Annotated in this window: 14 protein-coding genes, 2 pseudogenes and 1 riboswitch; of the genes and pseudogenes, 8 read left to right on the top strand and 8 right to left on the bottom strand. The window is 60.5% G+C overall.

All coding sequences use genetic code 11. The features are described from left to right. Nucleotides 1-115: 115 nt before the first annotated feature. The 3 genes from gcvP to gcvT are packed head-to-tail and all read right to left on the bottom strand — an operon-like array spanning nt 116 to nt 4,503. A complete protein-coding gene (gene gcvP / locus EV281_RS03800; RefSeq protein WP_132651583.1) occupies nt 116-2,980 on the bottom strand; it encodes an aminomethyl-transferring glycine dehydrogenase in 2,865 nt (954 codons plus the stop codon). Then, nucleotides 2,980-3,342: a glycine cleavage system protein GcvH gene (gene gcvH, locus EV281_RS03795; RefSeq protein WP_132651582.1), complete on the bottom strand. Its 363-nt coding sequence runs from the start codon at nt 3,340-3,342 to the stop codon at nt 2,980-2,982. The genes gcvP and gcvH overlap by 1 nt, the downstream gene beginning before the upstream one ends. A gap of 24 nt (nt 3,343-3,366) precedes the next feature. Next, on the bottom strand, nt 3,367-4,503 hold the full coding sequence (gene gcvT, locus EV281_RS03790) for a glycine cleavage system aminomethyltransferase GcvT (protein ID WP_132651581.1): 1,137 nt from the start codon (nt 4,501-4,503) through the stop codon (nt 3,367-3,369). Nucleotides 4,504-4,656: 153 nt separating this feature from the next. Then, nucleotides 4,657-4,748, bottom strand: a riboswitch (glycine riboswitch). A 295-nt stretch (nt 4,749-5,043) separates the two neighbouring features. Between gcvT and EV281_RS03785 the strand changes: the two are divergent. Continuing rightward, nucleotides 5,044-5,436: pseudogene (locus EV281_RS03785) on the top strand (copper chaperone PCu(A)C); the annotation flags it as partial. Between the two features lie 62 nt (nt 5,437-5,498). Here the strand turns inward: EV281_RS03785 and EV281_RS03780 are convergent. Then, nucleotides 5,499-5,762 (bottom strand): hypothetical protein, encoded by a 264-nt coding sequence (locus tag EV281_RS03780; RefSeq protein WP_132651579.1) that lies wholly within the window; start codon nt 5,760-5,762, stop codon nt 5,499-5,501. 88 nt (nt 5,763-5,850) lie between these two features. Here EV281_RS03780 and EV281_RS31545 point away from each other — a divergent pair. From EV281_RS31545 to EV281_RS03745, 7 genes and pseudogenes are all read left to right on the top strand, one after another. Continuing rightward, a pseudogene (locus EV281_RS31545) lies at nt 5,851-6,007 on the top strand (CrcB family protein); the annotation flags it as partial. Between the two features lie 96 nt (nt 6,008-6,103). Beyond that, a complete protein-coding gene (locus EV281_RS03770) occupies nt 6,104-7,102 on the top strand; it encodes an RluA family pseudouridine synthase (RefSeq protein WP_132651578.1) in 999 nt (332 codons plus the stop codon). Beyond that, nucleotides 7,099-7,752 carry an HAD-IA family hydrolase gene (locus EV281_RS03765; protein WP_132651577.1) on the top strand — a complete coding sequence of 218 codons (654 nt, stop codon included), beginning with the start codon at nt 7,099-7,101 and terminating at the stop codon, nt 7,750-7,752. Before EV281_RS03770 ends, EV281_RS03765 begins: the two co-directional genes overlap by 4 nt. Before the next feature lie 9 nt (nt 7,753-7,761). Further along, nucleotides 7,762-8,547: an ATP12 family chaperone protein gene (locus EV281_RS03760; RefSeq protein ID WP_132651576.1), complete on the top strand. Its 786-nt coding sequence runs from the start codon at nt 7,762-7,764 to the stop codon at nt 8,545-8,547. A gap of 67 nt (nt 8,548-8,614) precedes the next feature. Then, nucleotides 8,615-9,067, top strand: coding sequence for a hypothetical protein (locus EV281_RS03755; protein ID WP_132651575.1), 453 nt, complete (start codon nt 8,615-8,617; stop codon nt 9,065-9,067). A 79-nt stretch (nt 9,068-9,146) separates the two neighbouring features. After that, a complete protein-coding gene (locus EV281_RS03750; protein ID WP_132651574.1) occupies nt 9,147-10,679 on the top strand; it encodes an acyl-CoA carboxylase subunit beta in 1,533 nt (510 codons plus the stop codon). A gap of 126 nt (nt 10,680-10,805) precedes the next feature. After that, a complete protein-coding gene (locus EV281_RS03745) occupies nt 10,806-11,201 on the top strand; it encodes a DoxX family protein (protein ID WP_132651573.1) in 396 nt (131 codons plus the stop codon). 67 nt (nt 11,202-11,268) lie between these two features. Here EV281_RS03745 and sugE read toward each other — a convergent pair whose 3' ends face one another. The 4 genes from sugE to EV281_RS03725 form a co-directional block, all read right to left on the bottom strand. Next, the gene (gene sugE, locus EV281_RS03740) at nt 11,269-11,583 is read right to left on the bottom strand and encodes a quaternary ammonium compound efflux SMR transporter SugE (RefSeq protein WP_132651997.1); all 315 of its coding nucleotides are present in this window, start codon (nt 11,581-11,583) and stop codon (nt 11,269-11,271) included. Between the two features lie 162 nt (nt 11,584-11,745). Continuing rightward, nucleotides 11,746-12,189, bottom strand: coding sequence for a YaiI/YqxD family protein (locus EV281_RS03735; RefSeq protein ID WP_132651572.1), 444 nt, complete (start codon nt 12,187-12,189; stop codon nt 11,746-11,748). Nucleotides 12,190-12,199: 10 nt separating this feature from the next. Further along, entirely contained in the window at nt 12,200-12,673 is a 474-nt protein-coding gene (locus tag EV281_RS03730; protein ID WP_132651571.1) for a GNAT family N-acetyltransferase, read from the bottom strand. Further along, nucleotides 12,673-13,800 carry an S-(hydroxymethyl)glutathione dehydrogenase/class III alcohol dehydrogenase gene (locus EV281_RS03725; protein ID WP_132651570.1) on the bottom strand — a complete coding sequence of 376 codons (1,128 nt, stop codon included), beginning with the start codon at nt 13,798-13,800 and terminating at the stop codon, nt 12,673-12,675. The genes EV281_RS03730 and EV281_RS03725 overlap by 1 nt, the downstream gene beginning before the upstream one ends. Nucleotides 13,801-13,841 lie beyond the last annotated feature (41 nt).

The raw sequence follows: 13,841 nt of genomic DNA, 5'->3' as shown, positions 1-13,841 counted from the left end.
CTTCGCTTTGATCCTGGGTCATGGGGTTTCCTCTTGCATTCTCTATCAGAATTAGAAAGCCCCTCCCATGATGGAAGGGGCTCGGATTGCTCAGCCGTTGGGCTTGGCCCGATGGTTACTCGGCAGCCTCGGCATAAGCCTCGACCGGCGGGCAGGTGCAGATCAGGTTGCGGTCGCCATAGACGTTGTCAACGCGGTTGACCGGCGACCAGTACTTGTCCACACGGAAAGCGCCGGGCGGGAAGCAGGCCTGCTCGCGCGAATAGGGGCGATCCCATTCGCCGACGAGGTCTTCGACCGTATGCGGGGCGTTCTTCAGCGGGTTGTTCAGCTTGTCCGAACGGCCTTCCTCGATGTCGCGGGCTTCCTGACGGATCGCCAGCATCGCCTCGCAGAAGCGGTCGAGTTCGGCCTTGGTTTCGGACTCGGTCGGCTCGATCATCAGCGTCCCCGCAACCGGCCAGCTCATGGTCGGCGCATGGAACCCGCAGTCGATCAGACGCTTGGCGACGTCATCGACGGTGACGCCGGCGCTGTCGACCAGCGGGCGGGTATCGATGATGCATTCATGTGCCACGCGGCCGGCAGCCGACTTGTAGAGCACGTCGTAGGCGCCCTTGAGGCGGGCAGCGATGTAGTTGGCATTCAGGATCGCCACCTTCGTTGCCTGCGTCAGGCCTTCGCCGCCCATCATCAGGCAGTAGCTCCAGGAGATCGGCAGGATGGAAGCCGAGCCGAAGGCTGCCGCGGAAACCGCACCCGAACGGCCGTCCGTTTCCGGATGGCCGGGCAGGTAAGGTGCCAGATGCGACTTGACGCCGATCGGGCCCATGCCGGGACCGCCTCCGCCATGCGGGATGCAGAAAGTCTTGTGCAGGTTGAGGTGCGAGACGTCGGAGCCAATGTCACCGGGGCGAGACAGGCCAACCATGGCGTTCATGTTGGCGCCGTCGAGATAGACCTGGCCACCATGCTTATGCACGAGGTCGCAGATTTCCTTGACCGTTTCCTCGAACACGCCGTGCGTCGAGGGATAGGTGATCATGCAACAGGAGAGATTATCCGCATACTGCTCGGACTTGGCGCGGAAATCGTCGAGGTCGATATCACCGTTTTCACGCACCTTGACGACAACCACCTTCATGCCGACCATCTGAGCAGACGCCGGGTTGGTGCCATGCGCCGAGGTCGGAATGAGGCAAACGTCGCGGTGCCCCTGGCCGTTGGCAATGTGGTAATTGCGGATGGTCAAGAGGCCAGCATATTCGCCCTGCGCGCCGGAGTTCGGCTGCATCGAGAAAGCGTCGTAGCCGGTGACGGCGCAGAGCTTTTCCGTGAGATCATCGATCATTTCACGGTAGCCGAGCGCTTGGTCGGCTGGCACGAACGGATGGATGTCGGAAAATTCCGGCCAGGTGATCGGCAGCATTTCGGCTGTCGCGTTCAGCTTCATCGTGCAGGAGCCGAGCGGGATCATGGAGCGGTCGAGCGCCAGATCGCGGTCGGAGAGCCGGCGGATGTAGCGGGTCATTTCGCTTTCGGCGCGGTTCATATGGAAGATCGGATGCGTCAGGTATTCGCTGGTGCGCAGCAGATCCTTCGGCAGACGATAGGACGGTTCGAAATCGGCGATCTGGAAATTGCCGCCGAAGGCGCGCCAGACGGCTTCCAGCGTTGCCGGACGCGTACGCTCGTCGAGCGACATGCCGATCTTCGTCTCGCCCACCTTGCGCAGGTTCACACCTTCGGCGACGGCCGCGCGCAGGATCAGGCCCTGCATGTGGCCAACATCGACGGTGATCGTGTCGAAGAAGGTTTCCGGCTCGACCTTGTAGCCAAGCTTTTCCAGTCCCTTGGCCATCAGCACGGCCTTCTGGTGGACCTGCTGAGCGATCGCCTTGATGCCCTTGGGACCATGGAAGACGGCGTACATAGAGGCCATGACGGCGAGCAGGACCTGCGCGGTGCAGATGTTCGACGTCGCTTTTTCGCGGCGGATATGCTGCTCGCGCGTCTGCAGCGACAGGCGGTAGGCACGGTTGCCGCGGGCATCGACAGAGACGCCGACGAGACGGCCGGGCATGGAGCGCTTGATAGCATCCTTGACCGACATATAGGCCGCATGCGGGCCACCGTAGCCGACCGGAACGCCGAAGCGCTGCGAGGAACCGATGGCGATATCGGCGCCCATTTCGCCCGGCGACTTCAGCAGCGTGAGCGACAGGATATCGGCAGCGACAACGGCGATCGCACCCGTCTGGTGCAGGCGGGAAATCAGGCCAGTATAATCATGCACATGACCGTGCGTGCCCGGATACTGGAAGATCGCGCCGAAGACGTCGACAGGATCAAGATCGGTGAAGGGATTGCCGACGATAACCGTCCAGCCGAGCGGTTCGGCGCGGGTGCGGATCAGCGCAATCGTCTGCGGATGACAGTCGGCGTCGACAAAGAAGGACTTTGCCTTCGACTTGGCGACGCGTTCCGCCATGGCCATCGCTTCGGCAGCAGCCGTCGCCTCATCGAGCAGCGAGGCGTTCGCGACATCGAGGCCCGTCAGGTCGCAGATCATCGTCTGGTAGTTCAGGAGCGCTTCGAGACGCCCCTGCGAGATTTCCGGCTGGTAGGGCGTGTAGGCCGTGTACCAGGCCGGGTTTTCCAGGATGTTGCGCTGGATGACCGGCGGCGTGATCGTGCCGTAATAGCCCTGGCCGATCAGCGAGGTCAGAACCTTGTTCTTGTTGGCAGTTTCCCGCAGCTTGTCGAGCGCCTCGCGCTCCGTCATCGGCGCGCCCCAGAGGAGCGGCGCCTTCTGGCGGATGGCAGGCGGCACAGTTGCATCGATCAGCGCATCGAGGCTCTTGTAGCCGATGACACCGAGCATATCCGACATTTCAGACGGCGAGGGGCCGATATGACGACGGTTGGCGAAGTCATAGGGCTGATAGTCGGTGAACTGGAATTCGGTAGGCGTCGTCATTACGCAGTGAGCTCCTTATAGGCCGCTTCATCGAGCAGGCCGTCGATATCGGAGAGGTTCTTCAGCTTGAGCTTGAAGAACCAGCCGGCGCCCTGCGGATCCGAATTGACGAGCGAGGGATCGGCAACGATCGCCGGATTGACTTCGACGATCTCGCCGTCGAGCGGGCAGTAAACTTCCGAGGCAGCCTTGACGGATTCGACGGTCGCCGCATCGTCATTCTTGGAGAAGGTGGCGCCGACCTCAGGCAATTCCACGAAAACGAGGTCGCCGAGCTGCTCGACAGCGTAGGTGGTGATGCCGACGGTCGCGACGTCGCCTTCGAGCTTCAGCCATTCATGTTCCTGGGTAAACTTCAGCATGGAAAAATCCTCTCGCAATTAAGGTCAGCGTTTGTAGGTCGGCGTGATGAACGGAAGGGCAGAGACCGTCACGGGCAGGTACTTGCCGCGCACTTCGGCATAGATCTGCGTTCCGGGTGCGGCGTGAGAAACCGGCACATAGCCCATGGCGACGGGACCTTCGACGGAGGGACCGAAACCGCCCGAGGTGACTTCGCCGATCTCGGTCTTGCCCTCGGCGTCGGCATAGAGCTTGGCGTGGCCGCGCACCGGCGCCTTACCCTCGGGCTTCAGGCCGACACGCTTGCGGGAAGCGCCCTTGTCCAGTTCGCCAAGAATGCGTTCGGCACCCGGAAAACCACCGGCGCGGGCACCGCCGGTGCGGCGAGCCTTCTGCATGCCCCATTCGATGGCGGCTTCAACCGGCGAGGTCGTCGTATCGATATCATTTCCATAGAGGCAGAGGCCGGCTTCGAGGCGCAGCGAATCACGGGCGCCGAGGCCGATCGGCTCGACATCGGGATGCTCGAGCAACCGGTTGGTGACATCTACGGCCTTGTCGGCGGGAATGGAGATTTCAAAACCATCTTCGCCGGAATAGCCCGAGCGCGAGACGAGACAGGAAACATCGTGCAGGCGGCAGTGGCGCACATCCATGAATTTCATGGCAGCGACATCGGCCCAGAGTTCGGCCAGCGCTTCCACCGCGCGCGGCCCCTGAAGGGCGATCAGCGCGCGGTCGAGGACGGTGATATCGCAGGTGTCGGAGATATGCTTCTGCAGATGCGCGACGTCCTGCTCTTTGCAGGCGGCGTTGACGACGACGAAAAGATGCTCGTCGAGATGGGTGATCATCAGATCGTCGAGGATGCCGCCATTCTCGTCCGTGAAGTAACCGTAGCGCTGACGGCCTTCGGCAAGACCCAGGATATCGACCGGCACAAGGCTCTCAAGCGCAAGAGCTGCATCTTCATACTTACCGGACTTCGCCTTGATGACGACCTGACCCATATGGGAGACATCGAAAAGACCAGCAGCGTTGCGGGTCTGCAGGTGCTCCTTCATGACGCCGGCCGGATATTGTACCGGCATGTCGTAACCTGCGAACGGCACCATGCGGGCGCCGAGCGACAGGTGAAGCGCATGAAGCGGGGTTTTCTTAAGGGCAGCAGTATCGTCCAAACGACGCCTCCGGGGTTTGCGCCGGAAATCCGGCGCGGGCTCAAAACTGAAGGCGCGGCTGCGCCTTGTCTCCTTGAGCCCCCTCTGTCCCTGTGCCTGAGATTGTTATCCCTTCGGCGGACGTTCCGAGAACGTCTCTCTCCAGAGTTCCGTCTGCCCCTTGTGGTCCTTTTGCCTGAGAGTTTCCGGGGCGGTTGCTCCTTCGGCACCGGTATCGCGAACCGGCTTCTCCCAACAAGGTTGCGGCAATTATCCGGGGGCAGCGGGCCTTGGCAAGCGAAATGTCGCGACCGTACAAATTTTTGTCGCGGCTCAAAGAAGCCGGTTGCGATCAGCGGCAAATGGGCTTTTGCATTTGCGGGCAAAATTGGCTAACGCGGCGCAGAGCGAGGAGATATTTGGATGAAGATTGCCAGAACGTTCGGTTTTACTGCCCTATTTTGCGTTTGCGGCTTTGCCGGATCCGCGCTTGCCCAGGACCATCACAACATGCAGGGCATGGACATGGGCAATATGGGCTCCATGAACATACCCATGGGTGGCGACGTGGTGAAGCTCGGCGATCTCGAAATCTCCGGCGGTTTCGCCAAGGCGATGCTGCCCGGCCAGCCCGTTGGCGGTGGCGGCTTCACGGTAAAGAACAACGGTTCGGCCGATGACCATCTGGTTTCGGTCACGTCGCCTATGTCAGGCGAAGTGCAGATCCATGAAATGGCGATGCAGGACAATGTGATGAAGATGCGCCAGTTGAAGGACGGTATCGTCGTTCCCGCCGGCCAGACCGTCGAACTTGCGTCCGGAAACCTGCATTTGATGTTCCTCCAGGTAAAATCGCCCTTCAAGCAGGGCGACAAGGTGCCGGTTACGCTGACTTTCGAAAAGGCGGGCAAGGTCGATCTGGTGCTGAACGTGCTGTCGGCGCAGGGCAAATAAAAGCGCCAGACAAAAAGCCCGCGGCATCGCGCGGCTTTGCTCCTCTGAGCAGGAACTAGCTCTCAGACGTCTTCGTAGGACTGAAGGGCCTGCTTCAAGCCCGCCTGCGGCTGGTGAAAGCCCTTGGTCATGAGATCGAGTGCCACTTCGGTATTCTGGATGACGCTGGTAGGTTCTTCCGGATCTTCGCCGCTCTGATTGAGCTGGCGGTCCGCCAGCTTGCGGGCCTCGCGCGCAGCCGTGCCGGTCGCCACACGCTGAGGAATGCGCAGGGACTCGAAAGCGAGGGCGGCAGTGCTCGCGGATATGGAAGCAAGTTGTGTCATGGGGCTGTCATACCGCCACAACCCTCGTGTTCCGCTTAAGAAAATCCTTCATATTTTACTGGATGGTAAGAATTCCACAGACGCGATTCTCGGCGGTTTCACCACCTTCTCCGCTTTCTCGCTGGATGCGATCTCGCTCTTCGAGCGCGGCGATGTTTTTGCCGGCGGTACCTATTGCCATAGGCGTTGGGTTTTCGATGGCGGCCGTCATGGCCGGCCTCGACCTGATGCGCGTATTGCTCTGAATTCGATTCCGATTTCCGTTTTCTGAAAAATGCTCTAAAGGCAGCGGCAAGAGAGGCGCTGGCTTTGATCGCGCCCGTATTTTCCGAAAGTATTCCATGGCAGGCATAGAACACATCAAGGTGGATCCCGACGAAGCGGGCATGCGGCTCGACCGCTGGTTCAAGATCCATTATCCGGGTCTGGGCTTCGGCCAGCTTCAGAAGCTCTTGCGCTCCGGCCAGGTTCGCGTCGACGGCGGACGGGTCAAAACCGATGCGCGCGTCCAGCCCGGCCAGATGGTGCGCGTGCCGCCGCTCGATGTCGACTCCAAGGTCAAATCCGGCCCGATCGCCGGCAGGGATCTCAAACATTCCGGTGATGCCGAACTTCTCGCGCGCATGGTGCTGCATGAGGATGCCAAGGTGATCGTGCTCAACAAGCCGGCCGGCCTTGCGGTGCAGGGCGGCTCAGGCGTGGCGCGCCATATCGACCAGATGCTGGAAGCATGGACCAGCCCCAAGGGCGAGAAGCCCCGGCTCGTTCACCGCCTCGACCGCGATACGTCGGGAGTGCTCGTCATTGCCCGCACACGCGGTGCGGCCCAGAAACTGACCGCCGCCTTCCGTGAGCGCGACACCAAGAAGACCTATTGGTCGCTGGTGAAGGGCGTGCCACGCAAGCGTGAAGACAAGATCTCGACCTGGCTCGTCAAGGAACAGACGGCTGACGGCGACCGCATGCGGATTGCCAAACACGGTGAGGACGGCGCTGATCATGCGGTGTCCTATTACCGCATTATCGAGACGGCGGCCCAGCGTCTCGCCTGGCTGGAGATGGAGCCCTATACGGGCCGCACGCACCAGCTGCGCGTCCATGCGCTGCATATCGGCCATCCGATTATCGGCGATCCCAAATATTTCGACGAGGATCCGAACTGGGATTTTCCCGGCGGCATCCAAAAGCGGCTGCATCTGCACGCCCGCCATATCGACATCCCCCATCCCTCCGGCGGGCGCCTGCGCGTCACCGCGCCTCTGCCGCCGCATATGGTGCAGAGCTGGAACCTGCTCGGTTTCGATGAGAATTCCGCCCCGATCCTGGATGACGAAGAATGAAACTTGCGCTTTTTGATTGCGACGGCACGCTGGTCGACAGTGCCGGGCTGATCCACGAAACCATGCGCCGCACGTTTGCGAAATTCGGGAAAGCGGAACCGCGGTTCGAAGACACAAAGGCGATTATCGGCCTGACGCTCGATATCGCGATTGCCCGCATGCAGGGCAGGCCACATGTCGAGCAAGAAGATATCGACATGACGGCACATTACAAATCGCTGTTCACGGTCGTGCGTCAGGATCTCGATTACCGGGAACCGCTGTTTCCCGGCATCCGCGAGATGATCGACGCGATCAGCGGGCGTGAGGATCTGCTGATCGGCGCCGTGACCGGCAAATCCCGGCGAGGGCTGAAGCTGGTGATGGAGACGCACGGTTTCGACAAGCATTTCATCGTCGCGCGCACCGCCGACGATTGCCCCTCCAAGCCCCATCCGGCCATGGTGAGGGAATGCTGCGACGAAACCGGCATGAATGCGGTCGATGCCATTGTCATTGGCGACGCGGTTTACGATATGCAAATGGCAAAGGCTGCCGGCGCCAAGGCGATCGGCGTTGCCTGGGGCTATGCCAGCGTGGATGAGCTGATCGCCAACGGCGCCGATGCGATCGCCTACCATCCAAATGAGATATTGCGCCATTTTTCCTGAGGTGAGCCCATGCGCGACCTGCTGAACGACCTTTCCGAAGATCTGAGCCATCCCGATCCTGTGCGCCGCGCGCAGATCCAGATGAAGAAACCGCTGCCGAAGCGTTTCTATCAGACGGTTTCCGTGGCTCCGCACGAGGAAGGCTTCGCCATTGCGCTCGATGGCAAGGCCGTGCGCACGCCCGCAAGGCAAGTGCTGGCCGTGCCGAATGAGGCACTGGCAAAGCTTATCGCCACCGAATGGGATGCGCAGGCTGAGGTGATCGACCCGACGCTGATGCCGGTCACGCGCCTCGTCAATACGGCGATCGACGGCGTGGCGACCGACACGCAGGCCGTGTTCGAAGACATCCTGCGCTTCTCCTCGAGCGATCTGCTCTGCTACCGCGCCGATAGTCCGCAAGAGCTGGTAGAGCGGCAGACCGAGCGCTGGGATCCGGTGCTCGACTGGGCGGCAGCCGATCTCGGTGCGCGCTTCATCCTCGTCGAAGGCGTCATGCATCACGAGCAGCCGCGTGAGGCGATCGCCGCCTTCGGCTCAGCGCTGCGCAGGCATGATAGCGCCCTCGAGCTTGCATCTCTCCATACGGTGACAACGCTGACCGGTTCGGCACTTCTGGCGCTCGCGATCGCCGAAGGGCAGATCACGCCTGCAGAAGCCTGGTCGCTCGCTCATCTCGACGAAGACTGGACCATCGAGCACTGGGGAAGCGACGAAGAAGCCGAGCAGCGCCGCGCCAAGCGTTTTGAAGATTTCAAAGCAGCAACGGATGTTTTTTTCGCGCTAAGGGCCTGAATCATATTGCTTTGATGGGCTTTATGACGAAATCTGCGATTCCAGACGGGATATGCAGGAATTTGGAATGAACTGGCCGAGGTCGAGATTTTGCCTGATAGCGCTTGTTTGCGTGGCGCTGACGGCCTGCGCCAACCTTATGCCGAAGAAGCAGGAAAAGCCCGTATATGACGTGCGCAGCGCCGTCGTGCTATCCAGCACGACGATGTCGGCAGAGTTGCTCTCCGGCATCAGCGACCGCGTCAACGCCGCCATCCGTGCCACAGTCCGCACGACCGAATTGCCGCGGGTGGTGCTGACCATCCGCATTGTTTCCGTCCAGAAGGGGCTCGGCTTCCAGAAAGACCGCAACGTCGCGAAGGTCAGCATCGATGCCGCTTCCGTGGAGGACGGATCCGTCATCGCCGTCACCTCCTTCGAAGTCACAAGCTTGACCGCCGATCCTAATCTGGCAGATGAGATTCTGGCGGAAGATATCGCAGCGCGCATACGCTCCGCCTTCGCACTCAGCGGACGGTAGCTTTATTCTTCCGGACGCGAAAACCGCTGCACACTTTGCCGGAATTGCTACATACCGCGGAAAGCGGCGAGGGGAGATCATGAAGGACATTCTGGAAGAGCTCGAACGCCGCCGTGATATCGCCCGTCTCGGTGGCGGGCAGGCACGTATCGACGCGCAACACCAGCGCGGCAAGCTGACGGCGCGCGAACGCATCGATCTCTTCCTCGACGAAGGCTCCTTTGAGGAGTTCGACATGTTCGTCGAGCACCGCTCCACCGATTTCGGCATGGACAAGAGCCGCATTGCCGGCGATGGCGTGGTGACCGGCTGGGGCACCGTCAACGGCCGCACCGTCTTCGTCTTCGCCAAGGATTTCACCGTCTTCGGCGGTTCGCTCTCGGAAGCTCATGCCGAGAAGATCATCAAGGTGCAGGATATGGCGCTGAAGAACCGTGCGCCGATCATCGGCATTTACGATGCGGGCGGGGCGCGTATTCAGGAAGGTGTGGCGGCGCTTGGCGGTTATGCAGAAGTCTTCCAGCGCAATGTGCTGGCCTCAGGTGTTGTTCCGCAGATCTCCGTGATCATGGGGCCGTGTGCCGGCGGCGACGTCTATTCACCCGCGATGACGGATTTCATCTTCATGGTGCGTGATACGTCCTACATGTTCGTCACCGGTCCCGACGTGGTGAAGACCGTCACCAACGAGACGGTGACCTCAGAGGAGCTTGGCGGCGCGGTGGTTCATACAACGCGTTCGTCGATCGCCGACGGCGCCTATGACAATGATGTCGATACGCTCCTGCAGGTGCGCCGGCTTGTGGATTTCCTGCCGCAATCCAACACGTCGCCGGTGCCCGAGATCGAATGTTACCAGTCGGTGACTGACGCCGATAATTCGCTGGATACGCTGATCCCGGCCAATGCCAACAAGCCTTACGACATCAAGGAACTGATCCAGAAGGTTGCGGACGAGGGGGATTTCTTCGAGATCCAGGCGAGCTTTGCCAAGAATATCGTCTGCGGCTTCGGGCGCATCGAAGGCTCCACGGTCGGTTTCGTCGCCAACCAACCGATGGTGCTCGCTGGCGTGCTCGACAGCGACGCTTCCCGGAAAGCTGCACGCTTCGTGCGCTTCTGCGACTGCTTCAACATTCCGATCGTCACCTTCGTCGATGTGCCGGGCTTCTTGCCGGGTACGGCGCAGGAATATGGCGGCCTTATCAAGCATGGGGCCAAGCTGCTGTTTGCTTATGCAGAGGCGACGGTGCCGAAGCTGACAGTCATCACCCGCAAGGCCTTCGGCGGCGCCTATGACGTGATGGCCTCGAAACATCTGCGCGGTGACCTGAATTATGCTTGGCCGACGGCGCAGATCGCCGTCATGGGCGCCAAAGGTGCGGTCGAGATCATCTTCCGCAAGGACATTGCCGATCCCGAGAAGATTGCCGCTCACACGAAAATGTACGAGGACCGCTTCCTGTCGCCCTTTGTGGCCGCCGAACGCGGTTATGTCGATGAAGTGATCATGCCGCATTCGACGCGCCGGCGACTGGCGCGTGGCCTGAAGATGCTGAAGAACAAGGATCTCAGCAATCCCTGGAAGAAGCACGACAACATTCCGCTCTGAGCGAATAACTGTCTCTTCAGGTGTTTGCCCACTGTCGAAGTTGTGAACACCTGTCAGCAATCCGTGTCTTCAATCCCCCCTGGAGACGCGGTAACGCTCGGCAGTACATCCTTAAGGAGAGTCTTAATGTCCACTTTCGAGCGTCTTTCTGCCTACCGCCCCTATGGTCTGGCCGCTCTCAGAATCATGACCGCGCTTCTGTTCATCGAGCACGGTATGATGAAGCTTTTCGGCTTTCCGGCCGCCCAGGGCGATGGTCCGCTGCCCACACTGTTCGTGGTTGCGGGATTACTGGAACTCGTCGGCGGCCTTCTGGTGCTGATCGGTTTCGCAACGCGACCGGTGGCCTTCCTGCTGGCCGGTGAAATGGCGATAGCCTATTTCATGGCACATATGCCACGCAGCTTCTTCCCGGCGATCAACCAGGGCGATGCCGCCATCCTGTTCTGCTTCGTCTTCCTCTACATATTCTTTGCGGGCGCAGGTGCATGGTCTGTCGACAATAGAAACGCGGCGGCCTAAAGCATCTCAGAGACAAAAGGGGCTGCGGGTTCAGCGCCCGCAGCCTTTTCATTCAGATTGCGCCTTGTCAGGCCGTCAGTTTGAGGCCGGCAATACCGGCGACGATCAGCGTTATGCAGATCAGGCGGGAGGCGCTCGTTGCGTCCCCCAGAAGCCAGACGCCAAGCAGCACGGTACCGACCGTGCCGATACCGGTCCAAATCGCATAAGCGGTGCCAATCGGCAGGGTTTTGACGGCAAGACCAAGCAGCACGACACTCACCACCATCGAAACGACCGTGAGGATCGTCGGCATCGGGCGGGTGAAACCATCGGTATATTTCAGACCGATTGCCCAACCGCATTCAAAAAGGCCAGCGAGAAAAAGCAGGAACCAGGCCATCATACTCTCCTTGTTAAGAGCGAGGCCGTCCCCGCGACTTTTGCGACCCGGAACGCCCGAGCGCCGCAGTCGTCTGCGTCACAGCTCATATGGACGAGGGAACGGCTCACTTCAAGCTAGGAATTGGCATGGCTGCCATGCCACCCGATTTCCGCTTGAGGCTCAGGCGCTTTTCGCCCTGCGGCAGAGACGATCGAAGGTTTCGAGGAAACGTGAGCGATCCTTCGGGCTGAAGGCGGCATTGTAGCCCTTGCTCTCGCCGGTTTCGCGCAGGTGCGCACCGAGATCGCGCATGGCACTTGCCATGCCGATAGTAGTCTCATCGAAGACGCGACCAGTCGGACCTGTGACGAAGGAGCCCTTGGCGACGCAGCGAACCGCGAGGGGCACGTCGGCGGTTACGACCACGTCTGTCGGGCCGGTATGTTCGGCAATCCAGTTGTCGGCGGCGTCGAAAGCGTTAGAGACGATAACGTTGTGCACCATCGGATCGCGGGAGGGACGCAGGCCTGAATTGGCGACGAAAGTCACTTCCATGCCGAGACGTTCGGCCACTTTCAGGATTTCAGGCTTTACAGGGCAGGCGTCGGCATCGACATAGATCATGGCGATATCCTCACGCTGGCTGGGTAGCCAGCTGGCGAACCATGTCGATATGGGGAATGCCGTCTTCCAGATATTCCTCCGAGGTTTTGACGAAGCCGAAAGATTCGTAGAAGCGGCGCAGATGCGCCTGTGCCGACAACGCAATGGAATTGGCCGGGAAGAACTTTTCGCAGGCTGCGATCGATTCCTTCATCAACGCCTCGCCGAGCCGCTTGCCGCGATGGGCAGGTGAGACGACGACGCGGCCGATCTTTACCGGATGCTCGACGCTGTAGGGCTTCAGGAGCCGCGTCGAGCCGATCAGTTCGTCACCGTCCATGAGCCGCAGATGCAGGGCATCGATATCCTTGCCGTCGAGTTCCGGATAGGGGCAGTTCTGCTCGACGACGAAGACGTCCACGCGCATCCGCAAGAGATCGTAGAGCTCCCGTGCGGAGAGCTCATCGAGGCTTTTGAGATCGGCCGTGTAGGCAACAGCAGCCATCAATAGAGGACCACACTGCGGATGCTCTTGCCGGAATGCATGAGTTCGAAGCCTTCGTTGATCTTTTCGAGCGGCATGGTGTGGGTGATCATCGGATCGATCTGGATCTTGCCCTCCATGTACCAGTCGACGATCTTCGGCACATCGGTGCGGCCGCGCGCACCGCCGAAGGCCGTGCCCATCCAGGTGCGGCCGGTGACGAGCTGGAACGGACGGGTGGAGATTTCCTGGCCGGCGCCGGCGACGCCGATGATGACCGACTTGCCCCAGCCGCGGTGGCTGGCTTCCAGCGCCTGGCGCATGACCTTGGTATTGCCCGTGCAGTCGAACGTGTAATCGGCGCCGCCGATCTGGTCGGCACCACGCTTGGTCATGTTGACGAGATAGGGGACGATATCGGCACCGACTTCGGACGGATTGACGAAATGCGTCATGCCAAAACGTTCGCCCCAAGCCTTCTTGTCGTTGTTGAGATCGACGCCGATGATCATATCGGCGCCTGCAAGCTTCAGGCCCTGAATGACGTTGAGGCCGATGCCGCCGAGACCGAAGACGATCGCCGTCGCGCCCATTTCGACCTTGGCCGTATTGATGACGGCGCCGATACCGGTCGTGACACCACAGCCGATGTAGCAAATCTTGTCGAACGGCGCGTCCGGATTGACCTTAGCGACGGCAATCTCCGGCAGAACCGTGAAATTGGCGAAAGTCGAGCAGCCCATATAGTGGTGGATCTTGTCCTTGCCGATCGAGAATCGCGAGGTGCCGTCCGGCATGACGCCTTGGCCCTGGGTCGAGCGAATGGCGGTGCAGAGATTGGTTTTGCGCGACAGGCAGGAGGGGCATTCGCGGCATTCCGGCGTGTAGAGCGGAATGACATGGTCGCCCTTCTTCACCGACGTGACGCCCGGGCCGACATCGACGACGATGCCCGCGCCCTCATGACCAAGGATCGCCGGAAAGAGACCTTCGGGATCGGCACCGGAGAGGGTGAAATCATCGGTGTGGCAGATGCCGGTCGCCTTGACCTCGATCAGCACTTCGCCGGCCTTGGGGCCGTCAAGCTGAACGGTCATAACCTCGAGCGGTTTTCCTGCCTGAACGGCAACGGCGGCGCGAACATCCATCTTCGATCTCCTCATGATTTGTGAGCGCGACTTTTGCACGC

It is taken from the genome of Rhizobium sp. BK418 (assembly GCF_004341105.1).
Classification (GTDB): domain Bacteria; phylum Pseudomonadota; class Alphaproteobacteria; order Rhizobiales; family Rhizobiaceae; genus Rhizobium.
The sequence above is the reverse complement of the archived record's forward strand: the minus strand, read 5'-3'. Positions and strand labels throughout refer to the sequence as shown.

Coding starts and splice junctions, on each gene's coding strand:
- gcvP (WP_132651583.1), bottom strand. CDS start 2,980: ATGACGACGCCTACCGAATTCCAGTTCACCGACTATCAGCCCTATGAC.
- gcvH (WP_132651582.1), bottom strand. CDS start 3,342: ATGCTGAAGTTTACCCAGGAACATGAATGGCTGAAGCTCGAAGGCGAC.
- EV281_RS03780 (WP_132651579.1), bottom strand. CDS start 5,762: ATGACACAACTTGCTTCCATATCCGCGAGCACTGCCGCCCTCGCTTTC.
- EV281_RS03770 (WP_132651578.1), top strand. CDS start 6,104: ATGGCAGGCATAGAACACATCAAGGTGGATCCCGACGAAGCGGGCATG.
- EV281_RS03765 (WP_132651577.1), top strand. CDS start 7,099: ATGAAACTTGCGCTTTTTGATTGCGACGGCACGCTGGTCGACAGTGCC.
- EV281_RS03760 (WP_132651576.1), top strand. CDS start 7,762: ATGCGCGACCTGCTGAACGACCTTTCCGAAGATCTGAGCCATCCCGAT.
- EV281_RS03755 (WP_132651575.1), top strand. CDS start 8,615: ATGAACTGGCCGAGGTCGAGATTTTGCCTGATAGCGCTTGTTTGCGTG.
- EV281_RS03750 (WP_132651574.1), top strand. CDS start 9,147: ATGAAGGACATTCTGGAAGAGCTCGAACGCCGCCGTGATATCGCCCGT.
- EV281_RS03745 (WP_132651573.1), top strand. CDS start 10,806: ATGTCCACTTTCGAGCGTCTTTCTGCCTACCGCCCCTATGGTCTGGCC.
- sugE (WP_132651997.1), bottom strand. CDS start 11,583: ATGGCCTGGTTCCTGCTTTTTCTCGCTGGCCTTTTTGAATGCGGTTGG.
- EV281_RS03735 (WP_132651572.1), bottom strand. CDS start 12,189: ATGATCTATGTCGATGCCGACGCCTGCCCTGTAAAGCCTGAAATCCTG.
- EV281_RS03730 (WP_132651571.1), bottom strand. CDS start 12,673: ATGGCTGCTGTTGCCTACACGGCCGATCTCAAAAGCCTCGATGAGCTC.
- EV281_RS03725 (WP_132651570.1), bottom strand. CDS start 13,800: ATGGATGTTCGCGCCGCCGTTGCCGTTCAGGCAGGAAAACCGCTCGAG.